The following is a 20,556-nucleotide window of genomic DNA, read 5'->3' on the forward strand; positions in this document are numbered from 1 at the left end:
CAGTCTTACACATTTGGGGACGAATCCGTGGACATAAGTTGACGGTTGGCCACTCTCACGCATCTCCCATGCATACTGGTACCACTCCGACATCTTTCGGAGGCGACCGCGTGAACAGTCGTCCGAGACGGACTCTCCCGGATTCACGAACGGGTGACCGACGTGGCCAATAGCGCGGCCGATGAGAGCGGCCCACAGGATTCCGAACTTACCTACCCATCGTCCGACTGGCGCGGGTTCTTCGAGAATCACTTCGGACCGTCGATGCTCTGGGCGCTGATCAGCATCGGCGGGAGCCACATCGTCCTCGCACCGACCCTCGGCGGAACGTTCGGGCTCGTTGCAATCTGGATGTTCGGTCTCATCTACGTCGCCAAGTACGGCGCCTGGGAACTCGGCATTCGCTACAACTACGGGGTCGGAGCGAACCCCATCGAAGCGTACGGCGATCTCCCCGGGCCGAAAAACTGGGCCCTCTGGCTGACGATCCTCGTGTTCACCGTCATGTACACGTTCATTACGGCCAGCGTCGGGATGAGCACCGCCGCGTTCGTCGCCGCACTCACGCCCGGCTGGCTCACCGCCGCCTGGGCGTACGTAATCTTCATCGGCGCCGCCGGTGCCCTGGTGATCACGTCGCGATACTCCGTCCTCGAGAAAGCCCTGATCGGCTTCACGATCGCGGTGGGCGTCCTCGTTCTCCTCGGGGCGCTCGTCGGGCCGCCCTCCCCGGAACTGATCGCCGACACGGCGTTCGCGGTGCCGGACCTCACCGGCCCGGCGTTCGTCGCGCTGTTCGCCGCCGCAGCGGGCTTCGCACCGACCGGCTTCAGCACCAGTATCCTGATCGGGAGCTGGAGTATGGCCAAAGGGGAAGGCGCCAGTGAACTCCGCGAGAAGGGGCTGGATCCGGACGATCCCGCCAATCACGACTACATCCGCGCGTGGATCAAAACCGGTCGACGGGACTTCAACGTCGGCTACGTCTTCAGCTTCGTCCTGATCGCGGCGATGGTTATTCTGGCGACGAACGTGCTCTATCCGAACCCGCCGACGGACGCCAACCTCGCCTTCGCCATCGGATCGATTCTGAGCGACTCGTTCGGGGAGTGGTCGTACTACGCCATGCTGATCGGTGCGTTCGCGGCGCTGTATTCGACGGTCATCACGCTCCTCGACGGTGCCGCCCGTGCGACCGGGGATATCCTCCCGATGGCACTCGAGGACGAGAGCATCGACAGTGAGCGGGTGCGAAAGCTCGTCGTCGTCGGCGTCGTCGTCGTCAGCAGCGCGATGGTCGTCGCGCTCGGGGATGTCCCGGTGACCCTGTTGCTCTACGTCGCCGCAATCCTCGCGGTCACGGAGATCTTCTTCTACCCGGCGAACTGGTACGTCGTCGAGAAGCACCTGCCCGAGCCGTTCCGCCCGTCTCGAGCCTGGCACGTCTACTACGTCGTGAGTCTCGTGCTCGTCCTCGTCTTCGGTGCGATGGGGGCCGCACTCCGACTCGGGTTCATCGGCTGAGACGCCGTTCGGAACCACCAGCCGTCGGGGTGAGATACAGTGATTCAAGAAACCCATTCGAGCGGGGCTGAACTGGTTGGTTTTCCGACCGGACCAAAGCGTTACTGTCACCGCTGACGACTCCACGCCTATGAGCAGCGACCGTCGGTCGAATCGAGACGGGGGTGGGCCGCCGTACTGTTCGAACTGTGGCACCGGTCTCGAGCCCTTGACGAACTACTGTCCGAACTGCGGGGTGGCGAACAGTCGTTCGACCGGCCGATCGAGTCCCGAGTCGTCGACCACGCGAGGACGATCGGGTCTCGGTATCAGCACAGACAGGGACTCGAGCGACGGGGTGACGGATCGCGAGGCCCTCGAACACCGGATCGCGACGGCGCTGCAGGACGGCTGGAAACTCGAGCACGACTTCGGAGATCACGCCGTGATGGTGAAACGGTCGTTCGGCAGCAGGGACGAGCACCTGGTGGTCGCGCTGATCACCGTCTGGTTCACGATGGGAATCGGGAACGCACTCTACGGCGCGTACCGGTACGTCGGCGACGCCGAGCGGATGGTGTTGCGAACCGACCACGTCGAGAGCAGCGACGCCGATCAGGAGTCCACCGGATCGGCACTCCTCTGGCGGGCGACAGCCGCGGTCTGCTGGCTCGCGGCCGCAATCGTCGCCGTGATCGGCCTACAGGTCGTCACGGCAGCCGCGAGCCTACCGCTGTTCCTCCTCGCGTTCGTCTTCGCGGCGATGGGTGTGAGCGCACTGCCGTCGGTCCGACGACGACTCGAGGATCGACACTCGGTGACGGCCAACGGCCGGATCCGATCGGTCGACGAACGCACCGTCGTCGCCTACGACAGACCGTGTGCCGCGTGTGCCGATCCCGTTGGTCGGGGCCTCGAGCGAATCTACCGAAAGGAGTTCTGCCTGCTCGGCGTCCCGCTGACGGCCTCCGAGGGGCGCAACTACTACTGCAAGCGGTGTGCGACGGCCGAATTCCAGACCTCCCGCGGGAACGATCAGCAGGCAACGAAGTCGTCGTCCGGCCCGGTAGCGGACCGGAGTGTGGAGTCGCCAGAAACGGATCGGGAACCGGATCACGCCTGAACGGTGCTGTACGCTCTGGCCGTCGCTATCAAGGATCGGTCCCAGCGGGACGCCACGCTCGTCTACCCGTTCCGAAACGTCGGTTCGACGGCCGTCTACAGCACACCCATCGCGTCCAGCCGTTCCGGCAGATAGGTGTCCGTCACGAAGTCGAGACCGCGCGCTGCGAGCGACTGCTGTTCGGACTTCTTGCCGATCTCGAGCTGTAACTCGATCTGTTCCTCCCAGTAGTCGGTCTGGAAACGCGGGTCCTCGAGTTCGCTCTCGAGGGCGTTGATGTCCGAATCCGAGAGGGGATCGGTGGGAAGTTCGTACTCGACGATGTCGGCGGGCTGAATGCCGATGTACTGAGCCTCCGGAGTAGCGAGGTACTCCGAGAGGTGGGCCGATTTGATCGAGCCGTAGGCGACCGAGCCGTAGATGCGGTACGACCACGGGTCACCGTCGGCGAAGACCGTGACGGGGAGTTCGAGTTCGTCGTGGAGCCGTTTGATGATCCGCCGGGTCGCCCGAGCGGGCTGGCCCTTCAGGTGGACAATCAAGGCGTTGTACTCCTCGTCGAAGCCGTTCTCGACGAGTCGGTCGCGCATACCACCGGTCTCCACCGCGAGGATGAAGTCGGCGTCGGAGCTCAGAAACTCGATCGTGTCGGGGTTGTTCGGGATCTGGTAGCCGCCCTCGCCGACGTCTTTCTGACAGTGAATCTCGCGCTCGCCGCGACGGGTCTGCTCGCGCAGGTGGAGCGGGCCCATAATCGTCGCCCCTGACTCCTCCGGGCGCATGTGGAAGTCCTCGCGGGTGACTCCCGAGACGATTTCTAAGTCCTCGATCAGGCCGTTGGACTCGTCCTGATCGTTGAACTGGGCTTCCTTGTTGTCCCAGCTTTCTGAAAGGTAGTAGAGTTCACGCAGGGTCGACGACCGATCCTGCTCGAGTTGCTCCGCGAGGAATTCGATGGTGTAGACGGCTTTCAGGAGCTTTCGGGCCCCGCGGACGGAGTTCGCCGAGCGCGTCGACTCGCGGTCGCCGTACACCCAGACATCCATCTCCTCGCTGTACTCGATGTTGTTCTTCGTCCGCGTCGGGACGGACATGTGGGGGATCTCGCCCAGTTCGAACTGATCGTAAAACTGCGCCGCGAGATCGATCAACTGTTCTCGTGCCTGCTGGTCGTTGTCTGCGCTCATTGGTCTGTGACGGTGAGTTTCTCGGTTTCGACACCCTTCACGTCGAGATCGAACACGGCGTCGTCGGCCACCTCGTACTCGAGTGCGGCGTCGTCACCGCTCGAGACGTCCGGTTCCCACTTGACGAACCACTCGCCGTCCATCTCGACGACGGTGGCGTCGTCGGGGAGGCTGGTCGGCTCCGCCGAGACGATATCGGTGATCTCGAGGGACTCGCTGGTGTTGGAGTTGTTCTCGACCGTAACTGTAACGGCCTGACTGGTTCCGTTCTCCTCGAGCGATCGCTCGACGAGGACGTTGTTCATGATGCGGGCGATGGCGTCGTCGATGTCGGGTTCGTCGCGGCCGGTCACCTCGGCGACTTTCGTGGCCATCTCCGGGAGGATCTTCCCGAGGACGTTCTGTTTCTTCCGGCGCTGTTGCATCGAGCGGCGCTTGTTCAGGTAGCTCTTGAGTTCGCGTGCGGCCTCCCGGATCGCGAGTTCGATTTCGTCTTCGATTTCGGGGACGTTCGCGACGGCGTCCTTCGATTCACTGGTGAAGGGGACGTTCGTCGAGGCGACGTGGACCATGATGACGGCTGGGCCGTTTGGCAGGCCGGAGCCGCCGGGCTGGTCGAGCCCGTAGTTGCGCCAGCCGATCGATTTGACCACGTCGGTCGTGGCACACGCGCCGCGCTGATAGACCAACGGGACGCGGTTGGCAAAGCGCATGACATCGGCGCTTCCCTCTGCCGGAAGGTCGCCGCCGTAGGCGATGCCGGCCTCGACGATGAACGGATCGCCGCCGTGGACCTCGGCGTCTCGAGTCGCCGAGGAGTAGAAATCGGCTTCGAACTCCTTTTCGAGCCCGGCCGAGATCAGCTCCTCGGTGATGGGGGCGAGACACCGCGTTGGCGGCGCCATAATGTCGGTCTCGCGCATCCCGTCGACGAGGTTGCTGGCGGCGTCGCGGTCGCCTTTGAACTCGCGAACGAGCGGCGGGTCGTCCGGGACGGTTGCCATAACCCCCCAGACGGCCTCGAGGACGTTCTCCCGGGCGGTGTCGCCGAACGAAACGTCGTCGTACTCCTCGGTGAGGTCCGCCGCACGGTCGACGAACGAGCGAAGTTGTTTGTGGGTGAGTCGATGGCGGGCAAGCTCGTCTTCGTCTCCCGTCTCGTATTCGTCCTCGAACTTGGCCGCGAGGCGCTCGGCGAACGCGTGGATCACCTCGTCGTCCTTGCGCGTACTCGTCGCGTCGTCGGCGAGGGCGTAGAGGTCCGCAACGAGCCGGGTCTCGGCGTCGACATCGTCCTCGTCGAAGTCGACCGCTTCGTCACCGTCCGCCGGTTCGTCCGCTTCGGGCGCGTCGATCAACGCGCGCCAGACCACGTCGACCGCGTTCTCACGGACGGTGTCACCGAACGTCGTCCCGTGTTCGGACTCGACGTCGTCGGCGGCCGAATCGACGACGGCGAGGAGCTCGTGGTGGGCGATTCGGTCGCGGTCGTCGACCGCATCGACGATGGCGTCGGCGAAGGCGTCCGTCGCGTCGGCGCCCTTGTTCACGGTCGCATCCGTGATCGCCGCGTGGAGGTCGATCTCTTCGTGGCTCGCGGGCGGTCGCCAGCGCATCTCGCGACCGTAGTGGCGGTCGCGGAACTCGTCGATGATCGATTCGGCGCTCTTCTTGCCCACGCGCGTGAACTCCTCCTGAAGGAACCCCGAGACCGTCTGGGAGTCCGTCGCCGACAGCATCTTCATCACGGTGCCGAGTTCGACGCCGTGGGGGTGTGGGCGGATCTCCTCGGTCTCCTCGGGCAACTGGTCCGTCGCCCGTTCGAACTTGAAGTGTTCCTGCGGCTCGCGCAACTCGAGGCGTGCGTGGGGGTTGACGACCGCCGTGTGCTTGATGTAGTCGTGAAGCTGGCTGCGGGCGCGCATGTTCGCCTCCATCTCGAGGACGATGCGCGTCCCGTGGGGACGATCCCACGTGGTCGTCTCCTCGACGCTGATTTCGGGTTCGTTTTCGTCGGTGTCGACGATAAGTTCGAAGTACTCGGCCTCGCTTGCACCCTGGGTTCGACTGGTGATCTTCGCGGGCTTCCCGCTCGTGAGCTGTGCGTAGAGAACTGCAGCAGAGATCCCGATCCCCTGCTGCCCGCGGGACTGTTCGCGGGCGTGGAATCGAGAGCCGTAGAGCAGTTTCCCGAAGACCTTCGGGAGCGTTTCCTTCGTCAATCCCGGTCCGTTGTCCTCGACGATCAACCGATAGTAGTCGCCCGCTTCCTCGATCTCGACGTAGATATCCGGTAGAATGCCCGCCTCCTCGGCGGCGTCCAGAGCGTTGTCGACGGCCTCCTTGACGGCCGTGACGAGCCCTCGAGCCCCGCTGTCGAAGCCGAGCATGTGCTTGTTCTTCTCGAAGAACTCCGCGATCGAGATCGCCTGCTGGCTCTCGGCCAACTCCTCGGCGATCCCCGCCTCGTCCTCGAGTGTCGACTGAAACGACGTCATTGTCCCTCCATACTAACGGCGGGGCTAAAAGGTGTGTGTTACCGGAGTGAAAGTGATGTGGGCCTAGCTCACGTTGACTTCCCGGCCTCCTACGGGTACACTATGGACGGCTCGCCGTTGTGATCGCCCTTTTCGTTTCCGAAGTCATATCCGTCCTCGAACGTCGAATAGCCGGCATCGTCGAATAAGTCCAGCATCCGTCCTTCGGGGTCGGCTCGAGAGACGATACTGTGGGGAATTTCATCGTCCTCGTGGACCTCCATACCGATTCGGTCGTCCACGAACTCCCATATCTTGGCGTGGTCACCGCCGTTTGGTCGATACCGACTTGTCCCGTAACTCGTCGGACTTTCGAACGAATCCGTTCGATGGTTGTATCCCCATCGGCGGTATTCGTGACCTTGACGCCAGTCGAGTGAAGTCCATCCATCGTCGTCAAGTACGTCCGTTACTTCGGAAATTCCGCTGAGGTTCTCGAACGTGACATTGATCGGATTTTTCTTCTCGTAAGCCCAACCGCTTCAGGTAGCACTTCTGGAGTACGTCCAGACCGGGTATGACCAGTAGTGTTCTTCTGGATCTTCGTCATGCGCGCCAATCCCGCCAGGGCTTTCCTCGCGTTCCGCTCGACGGGTTCGATGATATTCCTGCCACTCCTCCTCGTAAGCGATCTCCGTCTCCCACCGCTCAGTCGTGACATCAGTCCCGCGTTCTGGTAGCGTATCTTCTTCCTCGAACGACGAGCGATTGTATTCGATCTCCTCGGTTAACGTCGCCGAATCAAGGTCCAATCGATGAACGAGGTCCTCGCTCGTTTTTCGGATTTCGACCGTTATCACGTCTGGATCGTATGTAACCTTCGTTCGTTTTCGTCCACGAACGGTAAAATCCTCTTCAGTGGAAGTTTCTTCGGTCGCCCCGACGCCACTTGCCGCACCAATTATACTCGCCGATCCAGATATCTGAATGAATTTCCTTCTTGTATAGTTTCTATCCATACAAACAGATATAATTATATGCTATCATTAAATATTTCTATTTTAACCAATAGCACCATTACATACAAGTCACTGGAGATGGAATCAACATACAATGAGTACTAGCCCGGAAAATCAGTCGCTCCTCACCACGTTACTGTCTGTCCTTCGACCTTCACGGCCCGTCGGGGTGGTATTCGTGGTTCTCGTTCTACTCGTCCTCCAGCACTTTTTTCGACGAGTGATTGCCGGATATACGACGACGTGGTTCGAAACCGGCCTTCCCTTCAGACTGTTAGATAGGGTGATGGAAATCGTTCTCGCACCCGTCCAGTCGACCGTAAACGTCTTGTACGATCCCTGGTCTCCTGATTGGGCTTTTTTCTTGGTCGCCTTCGTGTACTTCTGCGCGCTCGCGATCGTAATCGGGACCGCATACGAACACATCGCTCACGGCGTGTAGTCGGGATGTACGCCAGCGGTGAATCACCGAGGTAATTCCATCCGAGTCCACGACCGAATATACCGAAGGCAACGAATCTATGTTGATACGAGCGTTGACCGAACCGGAAATCTTCCATGCGGTGTCGGTGGCCCGCTGATCGACGCTGTGGCGAACGCGACTTCCCACACCGCGTTGCCGCTGCCGGGGTTGGATAGGGTGTGCCTCCGACGGTCTGCTGTAGCGCGCTACTGGGCAACCGCGAGATGTGTCAAGTTGCGCCGACACTGTCGCTCAGCAGTCCGTGTCACTCCTCGAGGGGTGGCCAGTACCACGCGTCGGCTCGGACGACGCCGAGCAGCTTCCGCCGCCGGTCCGTCAGCTCTTCGAGGCTCTCGCTGAACTCGTCGTCAGCCAGCGGAATGTCGTCCTCGCGGAGGCGGTCGAGATTCGGCGCTCGCGGCACGTCGTCCGCGGGCTCGATGAACGCCGTGCCGAGCGTGTCGAGATAGCTGTCGACGCTCGAGCGGGCGTTTTCGACCAGCGTTGGATTCGGCTGGGCGTCCTCGTCGACGCCGTGTCGGAAGATGGTCAGGGCTTCGTCGAAGATGGGGACGGCCATCGCCGAGGCCCGCGTGGCCTGTTCGCTGTGGTAGTAGTGGAGGATCGGGTAGGCCTTGTGCTGGTCTGCGAGCAGAGAGAGCTGGGTCGAAAGCGACTCGAGGGGGAGATCGAGCCCCTCGAACTCCTCGCCCTCGCCGGCCCAGCCCGCGCGGACGAAGGCCTCGCTGCGTTCGCCCAGTCCGGTGACGTCGCTGGCGAACGAGCGTTTCTCCGAAACGGCTCCGAGGACGGTGAGGACGTAGGAGACGCCTAGCGTCACGAACGCCATCCCCGTCGCGGTCGTAAAGGAACTCGCGATTTCCCAGGTGCCGGTCGTTGGGGAGTAGTCGCCGTTCCCGTTCGTGAACATGGTGTAGGCGACGTAGTAGAATCGGCCGGACCAGTCGGCGTACTCCCCAGTCTGCGGACTGACGAGGGCCGTCTGGTCTCCGGCGAAGAGAAGAGTCCAGCCCAGCCACAACAGTGCGATCCACATGGCAAGCGTGAGCGCGAGAATAAGCGGCCCGGCGAGGCTCAACGCGCGCGGGTGATCACTGACCGTCCGGAGGCCGCGCCAGGTCCAACTGGTCATCCGTCCCGAGAGCGGACCCGACCCCCCGTCGACCCAGAGCGTCGTCCAGAGAATGTCGACGATCACGGCGGTGAGTACGACGATACCGGCGGCCAAATACAGCGGTCTCATTTTGGACGAACTACAGGACCGAACTTCGTCAACGATGGCCCGGTCACTGACGCGGCTTTTTCAGTACCGACGAAGCCGACGGTGACGCCTCGTGAGTCGCCGTCTGGAAAAGCCGTTTCGGTGCGCCAGAGGGTTTATACTATTCACGACACACCAACGACTATGAGTACACGAACGGGTGCCACCGACGGATCCTTCTGGGGGGAGGTCGACGACGACCTGGCACTCACTCGGTATCGGGCACTCGTCGAAACGATCGACGACGGTCTCTACCAGCTCGACGCCGACGGGCGGTTCGTCGCGGTCAACGACGAACTCGTTGCTGTGACGGGGTACGCTCGAGACGAACTCGTCGGCGAGCACGTCTCCCTCCTGCTCGGCGATTCGACTATCGACGCGATCGAACGTGAAATCGCGAATCGACTGCGGTCGGACGACGACGCTGCGACCTTCGAACTCGAGGTTCAAACGGCCGACGGTGAGACACTTCCCTGCGAACTGCGGATCAATCCGATCGTAGAGGACGGCGAGTTTCGGGGCACGATCGGCGTCGCCCGCGATCGATCGAGGCCAACCCGGACGTTGCACGCGACCGACGCGGAGCGATCCGCACCGGCGGATATCGCGGACACCTCCTCCGAGTCGATCACGACCATTCTCGACGATGCCAACATCGGCGTCGTCGTGCTCGACGACGGCTTCGACATCGCCTGGATCGACGAGACGATCGAGGACATCTTCGGTCTCGAGCGCGAGTCGATCGTCGGCCGGGACAATCGAAGGGTGCTCGAAGACGCCCTCTCGGAGTTGGTCGCCGAACCCGATTCGTTCGCGGAGACCGTCCTGGCCACGTACGACGAGGGCAGCTATACCGACGGCCTCGAGTGTCGAATCACCGGAACCGCAGACGACGATTTCGAGGAGCGGTGGCTCGAGTACCAGAGCGAACCGATCGAGTCGGGCGAGTACGCCGGCGGTCGGGTGGAGATCTACTACGACATTAGCGATCGGAAGCGGTCGGAAGGTGTCCTGCGGGAGAACCAGGCGGTGTTTCACTCGCTAGTCGACGCCGTCGAGGAGTACGCGATCTTCCGGTTGGATCCGGAGGGGCACATCACCAGTTGGAACGAAGGCGCAACGCAAATCAAGGGCTACGACCGCGAGGAGATCCTCGGCGAACACATCTCGAGGTTCTACACGGACGCGGATCGGGATGCGAACGTTCCGAAACGAAATCTCGAGGCGGCCACCGAGAACGGCTCCGTCGAGGACGAAGGGTGGCGGGTTCGAGAAGACGGGACGCAGTTCTGGGCGAACGTGACGATCACACGAATTCGAGACGAGGACGGGACCCATCAGGGGTTTTTGAAAGTAACTCGCGACATGACCGATCGGTGGCAGTTCGAACGAGAGCTCGAAACCGAACTCCAGCGGATGCTCAGCCGGATCTCCGACGCGTTCTACGCCGTCGACGACGAGTTTCGGTTTACCCACGTCAACGACCGCGCCGAGGAGCTCCTCCAGCACTCCGAGGAGGAGTTACTCGGCGAGCAACTCTGGGACGTCTTCCCCGACCTCGTCGAGATCGACGAGGTCTGGGACGCCTTCCATACGGCACTGGACACGCAGGAGCCGACCAGCTACGAACTCTACTACGACACGCTCGACTTCTGGGTCGAGGCGAACCTCTACCCCTCCGAAACCGGTATTTCGGTCTACTTCCGCGACATTACCGAACGGAAAGAACGCCAGCAGGCCCTAGAGGAGTCCGAACAGCGCTATCGGACCCTCGCCGAATACTTCCCGAACGGACTCGTCACGCTGTTCGACCACAATCTCGAGTACACGCTCGCTGCTGGTCAGGGCTTCGATCGGATCCCCGTGGACCCCGATTATCTCGAAGGAGAGACCGTCTACGAGGCGTGGCCGGACGGGACGAGCGACGAACTCGAGCCCGTGTTTCTGGCCGCGCTCGAGGGCGAGGAGCGATCGATCGAAATTTCCTACGCCGACCAGGAGTGGGTCATTCACGCGGTGCCGATCACCGACGAGCGCGGTGCTGTCATCACTGGGATGACGATGGCCCAGGACATCACCGAGCAAAAGGAACGCGAGCAGTATCTCGAGGACGCCAAAGCGCAACTCGAGGCGGCGACCGAGGCCGGTGCCGTCGGGACCTGGGAGTGGCAGATTCCCGAGGATCAGTTCGTCACGGGTCGATCGTTCGCCAAGAAGTTCGGCGTCGATCCGGATGCAGCCCGCGAGGGCGTTCCGCTCGATCGAATCATGTCGTCGATCCACGAGGCGGACCGCGACCGCGTCGAGCGGCGAATCGAAGCTGTCCTCGAGTCGGGCGGTGAGTACGAGGAGGAGTACCGCGTCTGGAACGCCGACGGCGAACTCCGGTGGGTCGTCGCCCGCGGGCACGTCGAATACGACGAGAACGGAACTCCCGAGACGTTCCCCGGTGCGCTCACCGACATCACGGAGCGAAAGCGAACCGAACTGGAACTCCAGCGGAACAAAGAACAGCTCCAGTCCCTGTTCGAGATCCTCCCCGTCGGGGCCATCGTTGCGGAGCAAAACGGCGGTATCGTCGAGGCGAATAGGGCCGCCAAGGAGATCTGGGGTGTCGACGCGCTCGACGCCGACTCGTTCGACGACTACGATCAGTTCCCGGTCAGGCGGGCCGACACGGGCGAGTCGCTTGAGCGCGACGAGTGGACGATCGCTCGCGTGCTACAGGGCGAGGAGGTGACCGAGCCCGGAACCTTCGAAATCGATTCGAGAGACGGCGAACAACGTATTCTCAGCGTCAGAGGGATGCCGATCAGAGACGCACGCGGTGACGTGACGCGTGCCGTGATCACGCTCAGCGACATTACCGAACGCACGGAGTACCAGCGCCGACTCGAGGAGACGATCGCCCAACTGGAGGAGTCAAACGAACGGCTCGAACACTTCGCGTACGCCGCCAGCCACGATCTGCAGGAGCCGCTGCGAATGGTCTCGAGCTATCTCCGACTCGTCGAGGACCGGTACGGGGACCAACTCGACGAGGACGGCGAGGAGTTCCTCGAGTTCGCGGTCGACGGCGCCGATCGCATGCGCGAGATGATCGAGGGGTTGCTCGCCTACTCCCGCGTGGAGACCCGCGGCGATCCGCTCGAGCCGACCGATCTCGACGCGGTGTTCGAGGATGTCGTGGCAGATCTCCAGCTTCAGATCGAGGAGTCGGACGCCGAGATTACAATCGACGAACTCCCGCGCGTCGAGGGTGACGCGAGTCAGTTACGGCAGGTGTTCCAGAATCTCCTGACGAACGCGATCACGTACAGCGGGGAGGAGCCGCCACGGATTCACATCGAAGCCGAGCGACGGGACCGGAACTGGGTCGTGTCGGTCCACGATGAGGGGATCGGCATCGAGGCCGAGGATCAAGAGCGCGTGTTCGAGGTCTTCCAGCGACTCCACAGTCGCGGCAAACACTCCGGGACGGGGATTGGACTCGCGCTCTGTCAGCGAATCATCGAACGCCACGGCGGTGATATCTGGCTCGACTCCGAACCGGGCGAGGGGACGACGTTTTCGTTTACCCTGTCGGCGGCCGAACGTCAGTGAGATACGTCGGGTCAGCGACTGTCGAACAGCGTCTAACAGGAGTGTCACGGCGCTGTTCGACAGTCTGACACTACACGTTTCTTGCGCACCGATCGATCACCGTTCAGTCGATCGCTACGAGAAAGTCGCCAAACGGTTCGGCAAGTTCGTCGATCCACTCGCCGTCCTTCTTGGGCACGAACCGGACCACGATCGTGTCTCGCTCGTCTCCGCTGCGTGCCCTCTCGAGGCGCTGGATGCGCTGCGTCCGCTTCCAGCTCCCCGTGATTTCGACGCGTCCGTATTCGGCGTGGTCGTGCGTCTCTCCGTCCTCGATGAGTCGGTCATCGGCTGACCCGTACTGCTGTTTCCTGTCAGTGATAGGGGCTGTTACTGACCTGTGCGGTTTCCGTTCCCTGCCTGCAACGGTATAGGCGCACTCGCCTCCACTTTGGCGGTAGTCACACGAGTTCGGGTCGGCGTTCGCGATTCGCCGACCGTCGCACTCGTGGGGCGATATGTCCCGTTCTCGAGCACTCCCGGCTACCGGTCGTCAGCGACGGTTTCCGAAAACACCGTCGTGACCCCCCGATTCGTCTCGAGGTTGTATTGGTCTCCCTCGCCGTGTTCGACGTGACGGGGAATCGAGCCCCTCCAATCATCGATTACTCGGCCGTCGAACGCAACTAATACCGTGTTGTAGCTCCCTCGATACGAGCAACCAGCTGTTACCGAGCGCTCGCCCGCGCGCGTACGTGACTTTTATTAGGGCCCGACCACTACCCGAAAGCAGGTTTTACATGTCCCAGGAAAGTGAGTACGGCGCCGGACAGATTCAGGTCTTAGAGGGCCTGGAGGCCGTGCGAAAACGGCCGGCGATGTATATCGGCTCTACAGATTCTCGAGGACTCCACCATCTCGTCTACGAAGTGGTGGACAACTCGATCGACGAGGCACTGGCAGGTCACTGCGACGACATCACCGTCACGATCCACGAGGACAACTCGGTGAGCGTCGCAGACGACGGCCGCGGTATCCCCGTCGACACGCACGACGAATACGATCGCCCGGCTCTCGAGGTGATTCTCACTGTTCTCCACGCCGGCGGGAAGTTCGACAACAAGTCCTACCAGGTCTCCGGCGGTCTCCACGGTGTCGGCGTGAGCGTCGTCAACGCGCTTTCCGAACGTCTCGAGGCCGAGGTCAGACGCGACGGTGCCGTCTTCCGCCACGCCTTCGAGACGGGCGAACCAGTCGGCGACATGGAGCGCGTTCGCGACATGGAGCCGGACGAGGAGACCGGCACGCAGGTTCGGTTCTGGGCCGACACCGACATCTTCGAGGCAGACGAATTTTCGTTTTCGACGCTCTCGAACCGGCTTCGCGAACTCGCCTTCCTCAACTCGGGCGTCCGCATTACGCTGCGTGACGAACGCGAGCAGACCGACGACGGCGAGTTCGTCGCGGACACCTACGAGTACGACGGCGGCATCCGCGAGTTCGTCGAGTATCTGAACGAGACGCGCTCGGCGATGCACGACGATATCATCTACTTCGAGGACGAAGAGCAGAACATCCAGATCGAGGTCGCAATGCAAGCCACCGAGGAACTGCAGGGCTCGATCCACGCCTTCGCGAACAACATCAACACTCGAGAGGGCGGGACTCACCTCACCGGGTTCAAGACCGCGCTCACGCGGACGGTCAACGACTACGCGGGTGACAACGGCTTGCTCTCGGATCTCGAGGAGAATCTCACGGGCGAAGACATCCGCGAGGGACTCACCGCGGTCATCTCGATCAAACACCCGGACCCGCAATTCGAGGGCCAGACGAAAACGAAACTCGGCAACTCGGAGGTCCGCGGAATCGTCGAAAGCGCGATGCACGAGGGGCTTGGCACTTACTTCGAGGAACATCCCGACACGGCACAGGCCATCGTGATGAAGGCCGTCGAGGCCGCGAAGGCGCGGAAAGCAGCCCGAAAGGCCGAAGAGTTGACGCGACGCAAGTCGGCGCTCGACTCGACCTCGCTGCCCGGAAAGCTGGCGGACTGCCAGACCAAGGATCCCGACGAGGCCGAACTGTTCATCGCGGAGGGTGACTCCGCGGGCGGCAGCGCAAAACAGGCCCGGAATCCGGATTATCAGGCTATCCTCCCCATCAAGGGGAAAATTCTGAACGTCGAGAAACACCGACTCGATCGGATCCTCGAGAACGACGAGATCCGGAACATGATCACCGCGATCGGCGCGGGGATCGGTGACGAGTTCGACATCGATGATGTCCGCTACAAGAAGATCATCATGGCGACCGACGCCGACGTCGACGGCGCGCACATCCGGACGCTCATGCTGACGTTCTTCTACCGGCACATGCGCCCGCTGCTCGAGGGTGGCTACGTCTACGCGACTCAGCCGCCGCTGTATCGGGTTCGCTACCGCGGCGAAACGTACGACGCGATGACCGAGGCCGAGCGGGACGAGATCGTCGAGGAGAAGTGCGACGGCAATCCGACCCAGGTCCAGCGATTCAAGGGACTGGGCGAAATGAACCCCGAACAGCTCTGGGAGACGACGATGAACCCCGAGAACCGTATTCTCAAGCAGATCACGATCGAGGACGCGGCCGCGGCGGACAAGATGTTCTCCGTGCTGATGGGCGACGCCGTCGAACCGCGCAAGCAATTTATCAAAGATCACGCTCCCGAAGCCGAGTGGATCGATATTTAGACGAGGTGACGTAACTACATGAGTTCAGACGTACCCGATCCGACTGACGTAGAGGCACGGGCGGTCGAAAACGTCCGCATCGAAGACGAGATGGAGCAGAGCTACATCGACTACGCGATGTCCGTCATCGCGGGCCGAGCCCTCCCGGACGTCCGGGACGGCCTGAAGCCGGTTCATCGGCGCATCCTGTATGCGATGCACGAGATGGGCGTCTCGTCGGGCAGCAGCCACCGCAAGTCCTCCTCGATCGTCGGGGAGACGATGGGTGATTACCACCCCCACGGTGACAGCGCGATCTACGACACCCTGGTCCGACTGGCCCAGGACTTCTCGATGCGCTATCCCCTCGTAGACGGGCAGGGGAACTTCGGCTCGATGGACGGCGATCCCGCCGCAGCGCCTCGATACACTGAGGCGCGGATGGCCCCCGTCGCCGAAGAGTTGCTCGAGGACATCGACAAGGACACGGTCGACTTCTCGGCGAACTACGACGACCGCCTGCAGGAACCCGACGTGTTGCCGGCTGCCTTCCCGAACCTGCTGGTCAACGGCTCCTCGGGGATCGCGGTCGGGATGTCGACGAACATCCCGCCGCACAATCTTGGCGAGGTGATCGACGCGACGATCGAGTTGATCGACAACCCCGACGCGACGGTGGAGGACCTGATGGAGCACGTCAAGGGTCCCGACTTCCCGACCGGCGCGAACATCGTCGGACGGGACGCCATCTACTCGGCGTACAAGACCGGCCGCGGACGCGTTCGGGTCCGCGCCGAGTTTGAGGTCGAGGAGTGGAAAAAAGACCGCGAACGGATCGTCATCACCGAACTTCCCTATCAGGCGAACAAGGCCCGAATGGTCGAGCGCATCGCCGAGGACGTCAACGAGGGCCTGATCGAGGGGGTCTCGGACCTGCGCGACGAGTCCGACCGCGACGGCGTCCGCGTCGTCGTCGAGTGTAAACGCGGCGCGAACGTCGAGGTCGTCAAAAACCGACTGCTCGAGAACCATCTCGAGAAAACGTTCGGCGTCATCAACCTCGCGCTGGTCGACGGCCAGCCCCAGGTGCTCTCGCTTCGAGAGACGCTCGAGGAGTACGTCGCCCACCGACGCGAGGTCGTCCGCCGCCGTAGCGAGTACGATCTCGAGGAAGCCGAAGACCGCGCCCACATCTTAGAAGGCCGGCTGACGGCCGTCGAGAACGCCGACGACGTGGTCGAACTGATCCGCAACAGCGAGGACCGCTCCGCTGCAAGAGAGGCCTTACAGGAGGCGTACGACTTCTCGGAGGCCCAGTCCGAGCATATCGTCCGGATGCAACTCGGCAGCCTCACTTCGATGGAGACCGCCGAGATCGAAGACGAGTACGAGGAGGTCCAGGCCGAAATCGAACGCCTGACGAGTATCCTCGAGAGCGAGCAGGAACTGCTCGGCGTCATCAAGGACGAACTCCGCGAGATCAAAGACGAGTATGCCGATGACCGTCGTACCTCGATCGTCGAGGACCAGGGGACGGTCACCCACGAGGACCTCATCCCGGAGGAGGAGGTCTTCGTCGTCATGACCGAAGACGACTACGTCAAGCGGATGCCAATCGAGAACTTCGATCCCCAGGGCCGGGGCGGCAAGGGGATCATCGGCGCGGACGTCAAGGACGACGACCGCGTCACGACGGTGTTCCGGGCGAACACCCACGACTACCTGCTCTGTTTCACCAATCAGGGCAAAGTCTACCAGCTCAAGACCTACGAGATCCCCGAGATGGGCCGCACCGCTCGAGGGAAATCGGCGGTCAACATCCTCGATCTCGACCCCGGCGAAGATATCACGGCGATCGTCGACACCGACGCCTTCGGCGAGGACGAGTACGTAACCATGGCGACCCGCCACGGGTACGTCAAGCGAACCACCGGCGACGACTTCGAGAACATCCGGACGACCGGGATTATCGCGGCCGACTTAGAGGAGGGCGACGAACTGGTCGACGTCGAAGTCACCGACGGCTCGCAGGATCTGGTCATCGCGACGGAAGGCGGGATGACGATCCGGTTCGACGAGAGCGAAGTCCGCTCGATGGGACGAAACGCCCGCGGGGTCAATGGGATCAAACTGCAAGAGGACGACGCGGTCGCCGGACTGGTCGCGACCGACGAAGAGGACGGACAGGCGCTGTTGACCGTCACCCGAAACGGGTACGGGAAACGGACTCGGCTCTCCGAGTACCGCACGCAGTCCCGGTACGGAAAGGGCCTGATCGACATCAAGACGGGCGAGCGAAACGGTCCCGTGACGGCCGTCAAAGCCGTCGATGACGACGACCAACTCGTCATGATGAGCGAGCGCGGCCAGATCGTCCGCACCCGCGTCGACGAAATCTCCGAAGTCGGACGGAACACGATGGGCGTGATCGTGATGGCCGTCGAGGACGGCGACGCGGTTGCCAGCGTCGACGACATTCCGGCGGCCGCGGCAGCCGACGCCGAGGCAGACGACGGTGACGAGGCAAACGACGAAGTCGAGGCGGACGGCGAAGTCGAGGCGGACGGCGACGAAAACTGAGCGGCCCGCAGCAATTTTTTGCGTGTCGAAGCGCCGTCGAGCACAGTAGGCGAGCGGAGCGTCGGTGGATACTCTCGAGTACGGGGTAAGTTATGAAGAGTCGAAACTGTGGGCGACTCAGTGTGCAGGCTCTTCGGCAGGCGCGACCATGTCTTCGATCCGCAGGATGAGAATGTTGTTGGTGTCGTCCTTGCCGTCGACGCGGCCCTCGATGACCAGTTTCGACAGCGGCGTCGGGCCGACGGTGACCGAATCGTCCTCGTGAATCTCGCCCATCGAGCCCTGCATGTGAATCTCGGCGCGGCAGAGTTCGGGGTGGTGGACGCTCGAGAGATCGATCTCCTCGACGATGACGTCCTGGACGGGGTTACCCTCGTGCTCGAGCGGGACGGAGGCCGGATCGTCCATCTGCTGGATCTCGAGGGCCTCGTAGGCTGCGGCGGTCGGCTTGTAGCCACCTTTCGGGCCTGGTACACCCTCGACCAGCTGCAAGGCCTTGAGACTCTGCATCTGGTTGCGGATCGTTCCGGGGTTCCGGTCGACCTGGTCGGCGATATCCTCGCCTTTGATTGCGGATTCGGACTCCTTGTGGAGATTCGTCAATGCGCGGAGGATCTTCTTCTGGCTGGGGGTGAGTTCGATGGATGACATACTTTATTGTTCGTAATTGATTTCCTTAAACCCGACGGGTACGCCGGGCTGATATGCTCAGATTTTGCTGTTTGAACCAGCCATAGTAAGGCGTTTGGATTTGTCATCCGCCGCTCGCTCCGGCCGACGATGCTCGGCGATTACGTCGGAACCAGCCAGCCCTCGAGGACCACGTCGGTGAGCACGTCCTCGAGGAGGAACATCAGGACGAAGCCGAACGAAAACGTCGCGGCGTTGACTCGGGTGATGACGGCTTCGGCATCGAATCGGATGAGTTCCGCGACCTCGATGAGCACCTGGAGGATCGCACCGATCGCGATGGCGTAGAACAGGACCGCGAGCAGATTGGACTGGGCGAAGCTGCCGACCCAGCCGCCGAGAATAACGGTGCCCCCCGCGATGGCACCCATCGCGACGAAGTGATACAGCGGGGGCGTCGCCCTGTCGCGAGCGACGGCGGCGACGATGGTCGGGCCCTCCATCACGTTGTGCATCACGAACGCCAGAACGAGCAACATCACCAGCGACGCGTCACCGGCCACGTAGGCGACGCCGATGCCGAGCCCTTCCCCGAGACTGTGGAGGCCGAGCGCGAGCGCGACCAGATAGGCGATCTCGAGGCCGCTTTTTTGTTGGTCGGCCATCTTGCGCTGGCGCCACTCGCTGGCAGCGTACATGACGAGGAACGTCCCCCCGACGCCGACGATGGCCAGCGCGGCAGCGAGACCGGTACTCTCGGCGGCAGCGCTGTACTCGAAGACCTCTTCGGTCATCTCGACGGCGATGAACACGAGGACACCGGCAGCGAGCGCCATGAAGGCGTGTAAATACCGCGGATCGAGATTGCGAATAAACGGGAACCAGAGCATCCCAATCAACACCGGAATGATACCGGCAATCGCCCCGATTATCGTCAGCATCCAGAGCATATCGGCCGTGCTCGCTTCGTCCACGCTTCCGAGGTCGCCGAACGGCGAAGTGAGATAGAGCGCTCCGAAAATCGCCCCGAATACGAGGAGAGGACCGATCGCTAACAGCCAGCGAGGCAGGTCGTGTATCGACCGATCCGTCATCGCAAACCGTCACCTCCAGAAACACAAACTCGAGTCGTCATTACACAGTTATTAGGTCCGTCTAAACTTATACCTTTTCCACGCGCTTTCCGTTAGATCGAATCTAAACAAAATTCTCGATCGGCTTCTTGTAGGAATATGGTCCGTCTCGTACTATTGTTCGACCTCTGCCCCTCGAGCCACGCGCACGTGGTGTGCGACGGCGTCGGGGAGCGAGACCGATTCGTCGTGCTCGCTCGAGCGCGCGGTGATCATCCCGAACGGTGCGACCTCGACGATCTCGAGTTCGACGCCGGGTTCGACGCCGTGGTCGGCCAGATAGGAGAGGACGTCCGCGTCGCGGTCGGCAACCTCCTCGACGACGACGACGTCGCCCTCCTCGAACTCGGTGACGGATTTGCCATCGGGACGCTCCGGCGGCTCGAGGTCGGCGCTGGGGATCGGCGAGCCGTGGGGGTCGACCGTCGGCTGGCCCAGCGCGTCCGCGACGCGGGCCTCGAAATCCTCGCTGATGTGGTGTTCGAGCCGGTCAGCCTCCTCGTGGACCTCCGCCCAGTCGTAGTCTAAGTGTTCGGTGAGGTAGGCCTCGAGCAGCCGATGGTGGCGGACGACCTCGAGGGCGACGGTCTCGCCCTCGTCGGTCAGCGTGACGCCGCGGTACTTCTCGCGGTCGACGAAGCCCCGTTCCTCGAGTTTGTCGAGCATGCTCGTGACGGTTGGCGACGTGACATCCAACTCCTCGGCGATAGCCGACGTCTTGATGCGCTCGTCAGTCTCGCGCTGGAGCTGGTAGATCGCCTTGAGGTAGTCTTCCATCACGTCGCTCAGCATCATCTTGTTCGAGGTTTAGCCCCGTCTAACCCTAAATCTGTCGCCGTCTCGATCGTCAGCATCAAATCGCCCCG

Annotated in this window: 13 protein-coding genes; 5 read left to right on the forward strand and 8 right to left on the reverse strand. The window is 62.2% G+C overall.

The window, feature by feature from the left end; genetic code table 11:
• Positions 1 to 153 precede the first annotated feature (153 nt).
• Both NATTI_RS0118600 and NATTI_RS0118605 read left to right on the forward strand, forming a co-directional pair.
• Positions 154 to 1,524, forward strand: a complete 1,371-nt coding sequence (locus NATTI_RS0118600; protein WP_006088363.1) for an Nramp family divalent metal transporter — start codon at positions 154 to 156, stop codon at positions 1,522 to 1,524.
• Positions 1,525 to 1,654: 130 nt separating this feature from the next.
• On the forward strand, positions 1,655 to 2,626 hold the full coding sequence (locus tag NATTI_RS0118605) for a zinc ribbon domain-containing protein (RefSeq protein ID WP_006088362.1): 972 nt from the start codon (positions 1,655 to 1,657) through the stop codon (positions 2,624 to 2,626).
• Between the two features lie 95 nt (positions 2,627 to 2,721).
• Here the strand turns inward: NATTI_RS0118605 and NATTI_RS0118610 are convergent, their stop codons facing one another.
• The 5 genes from NATTI_RS0118610 to NATTI_RS0118635 all read right to left on the reverse strand — a co-directional run bounded on the left by NATTI_RS0118610 (position 2,722) and on the right by NATTI_RS0118635 (position 9,036).
• Positions 2,722 to 3,813, reverse strand: coding sequence for a DNA topoisomerase IV subunit A (locus tag NATTI_RS0118610; protein WP_006088361.1), 1,092 nt, complete (start codon positions 3,811 to 3,813; stop codon positions 2,722 to 2,724).
• Complete coding sequence (locus NATTI_RS0118615; protein WP_006088360.1) at positions 3,810 to 6,311, reverse strand: DNA topoisomerase VI subunit B; 2,502 nt, start codon at positions 6,309 to 6,311, stop codon at positions 3,810 to 3,812. The genes NATTI_RS0118610 and NATTI_RS0118615 overlap by 4 nt, the downstream gene beginning before the upstream one ends.
• 89 nt (positions 6,312 to 6,400) lie before the next feature.
• Positions 6,401 to 6,592 carry a hypothetical protein gene (locus tag NATTI_RS25050; RefSeq protein WP_049806270.1) on the reverse strand — a complete coding sequence of 64 codons (192 nt, stop codon included), beginning with the start codon at positions 6,590 to 6,592 and terminating at the stop codon, positions 6,401 to 6,403.
• A 240-nt stretch (positions 6,593 to 6,832) separates the two neighbouring features.
• Positions 6,833 to 7,309: a hypothetical protein gene (locus tag NATTI_RS0118625; protein ID WP_241434259.1), complete on the reverse strand. Its 477-nt coding sequence runs from the start codon at positions 7,307 to 7,309 to the stop codon at positions 6,833 to 6,835.
• Between the two features lie 728 nt (positions 7,310 to 8,037).
• Positions 8,038 to 9,036 carry a potassium channel family protein gene (locus NATTI_RS0118635; protein WP_006088357.1) on the reverse strand — a complete coding sequence of 333 codons (999 nt, stop codon included), beginning with the start codon at positions 9,034 to 9,036 and terminating at the stop codon, positions 8,038 to 8,040.
• A 162-nt stretch (positions 9,037 to 9,198) separates the two neighbouring features.
• Here NATTI_RS0118635 and NATTI_RS0118640 point away from each other — a divergent pair, with 162 nt between their 5' ends.
• The 3 genes from NATTI_RS0118640 to gyrA all read left to right on the forward strand — a co-directional run bounded on the left by NATTI_RS0118640 (position 9,199) and on the right by gyrA (position 17,927).
• A complete protein-coding gene (locus NATTI_RS0118640) occupies positions 9,199 to 12,657 on the forward strand; it encodes a PAS domain S-box protein (RefSeq protein ID WP_006088356.1) in 3,459 nt (1,152 codons plus the stop codon).
• A 779-nt stretch (positions 12,658 to 13,436) separates the two neighbouring features.
• Positions 13,437 to 15,368, forward strand: a complete 1,932-nt coding sequence (gyrB, locus tag NATTI_RS0118650) for a DNA topoisomerase (ATP-hydrolyzing) subunit B (protein ID WP_006088355.1) — start codon at positions 13,437 to 13,439, stop codon at positions 15,366 to 15,368.
• A gap of 18 nt (positions 15,369 to 15,386) precedes the next feature.
• Complete coding sequence (gene gyrA, locus NATTI_RS0118655) at positions 15,387 to 17,927, forward strand: DNA gyrase subunit A (RefSeq protein ID WP_006088354.1); 2,541 nt, start codon at positions 15,387 to 15,389, stop codon at positions 17,925 to 17,927.
• 117 nt (positions 17,928 to 18,044) lie between these two features.
• Here gyrA and NATTI_RS0118660 read toward each other — a convergent pair whose 3' ends face one another.
• From NATTI_RS0118660 to NATTI_RS0118670, 3 genes are all read right to left on the reverse strand, one after another.
• Complete coding sequence (locus tag NATTI_RS0118660) at positions 18,045 to 18,578, reverse strand: Rrf2 family transcriptional regulator (RefSeq protein ID WP_006088353.1); 534 nt, start codon at positions 18,576 to 18,578, stop codon at positions 18,045 to 18,047.
• A 140-nt stretch (positions 18,579 to 18,718) separates the two neighbouring features.
• The gene (locus tag NATTI_RS0118665) at positions 18,719 to 19,651 is read right to left on the reverse strand and encodes a ZIP family metal transporter (RefSeq protein ID WP_006088352.1); all 933 of its coding nucleotides are present in this window, start codon (positions 19,649 to 19,651) and stop codon (positions 18,719 to 18,721) included.
• 153 nt (positions 19,652 to 19,804) lie between these two features.
• A complete protein-coding gene (locus NATTI_RS0118670; protein WP_006088351.1) occupies positions 19,805 to 20,485 on the reverse strand; it encodes a metal-dependent transcriptional regulator in 681 nt (226 codons plus the stop codon).
• Between the last annotated feature and the right edge of the window lie 71 nt (positions 20,486 to 20,556).

It is taken from the genome of Natronorubrum tibetense GA33 (assembly GCF_000383975.1).
GTDB lineage: Archaea > Halobacteriota > Halobacteria > Halobacteriales > Natrialbaceae > Natronorubrum > Natronorubrum tibetense.

Bases quoted from the DNA above. Each gene is read 5' to 3' on its own strand.
- NATTI_RS0118605 (WP_006088362.1), top strand. From the start codon at position 1,655: ATGAGCAGCGACCGTCGGTCGAATCGAGACGGGGGTGGGCCGCCGTAC.
- NATTI_RS0118610 (WP_006088361.1), bottom strand. From the start codon at position 3,813: ATGAGCGCAGACAACGACCAGCAGGCACGAGAACAGTTGATCGATCTC.
- NATTI_RS0118615 (WP_006088360.1), bottom strand. From the start codon at position 6,311: ATGACGTCGTTTCAGTCGACACTCGAGGACGAGGCGGGGATCGCCGAG.
- NATTI_RS0118625 (WP_241434259.1), bottom strand. From the start codon at position 7,309: ATGGATAGAAACTATACAAGAAGGAAATTCATTCAGATATCTGGATCG.
- NATTI_RS0118635 (WP_006088357.1), bottom strand. From the start codon at position 9,036: ATGAGACCGCTGTATTTGGCCGCCGGTATCGTCGTACTCACCGCCGTG.
- NATTI_RS0118640 (WP_006088356.1), top strand. From the start codon at position 9,199: ATGAGTACACGAACGGGTGCCACCGACGGATCCTTCTGGGGGGAGGTC.
- gyrB (WP_006088355.1), top strand. From the start codon at position 13,437: ATGTCCCAGGAAAGTGAGTACGGCGCCGGACAGATTCAGGTCTTAGAG.
- gyrA (WP_006088354.1), top strand. From the start codon at position 15,387: ATGAGTTCAGACGTACCCGATCCGACTGACGTAGAGGCACGGGCGGTC.
- NATTI_RS0118660 (WP_006088353.1), bottom strand. From the start codon at position 18,578: ATGTCATCCATCGAACTCACCCCCAGCCAGAAGAAGATCCTCCGCGCA.
- NATTI_RS0118665 (WP_006088352.1), bottom strand. From the start codon at position 19,651: ATGACGGATCGGTCGATACACGACCTGCCTCGCTGGCTGTTAGCGATC.
- NATTI_RS0118670 (WP_006088351.1), bottom strand. From the start codon at position 20,485: ATGATGCTGAGCGACGTGATGGAAGACTACCTCAAGGCGATCTACCAG.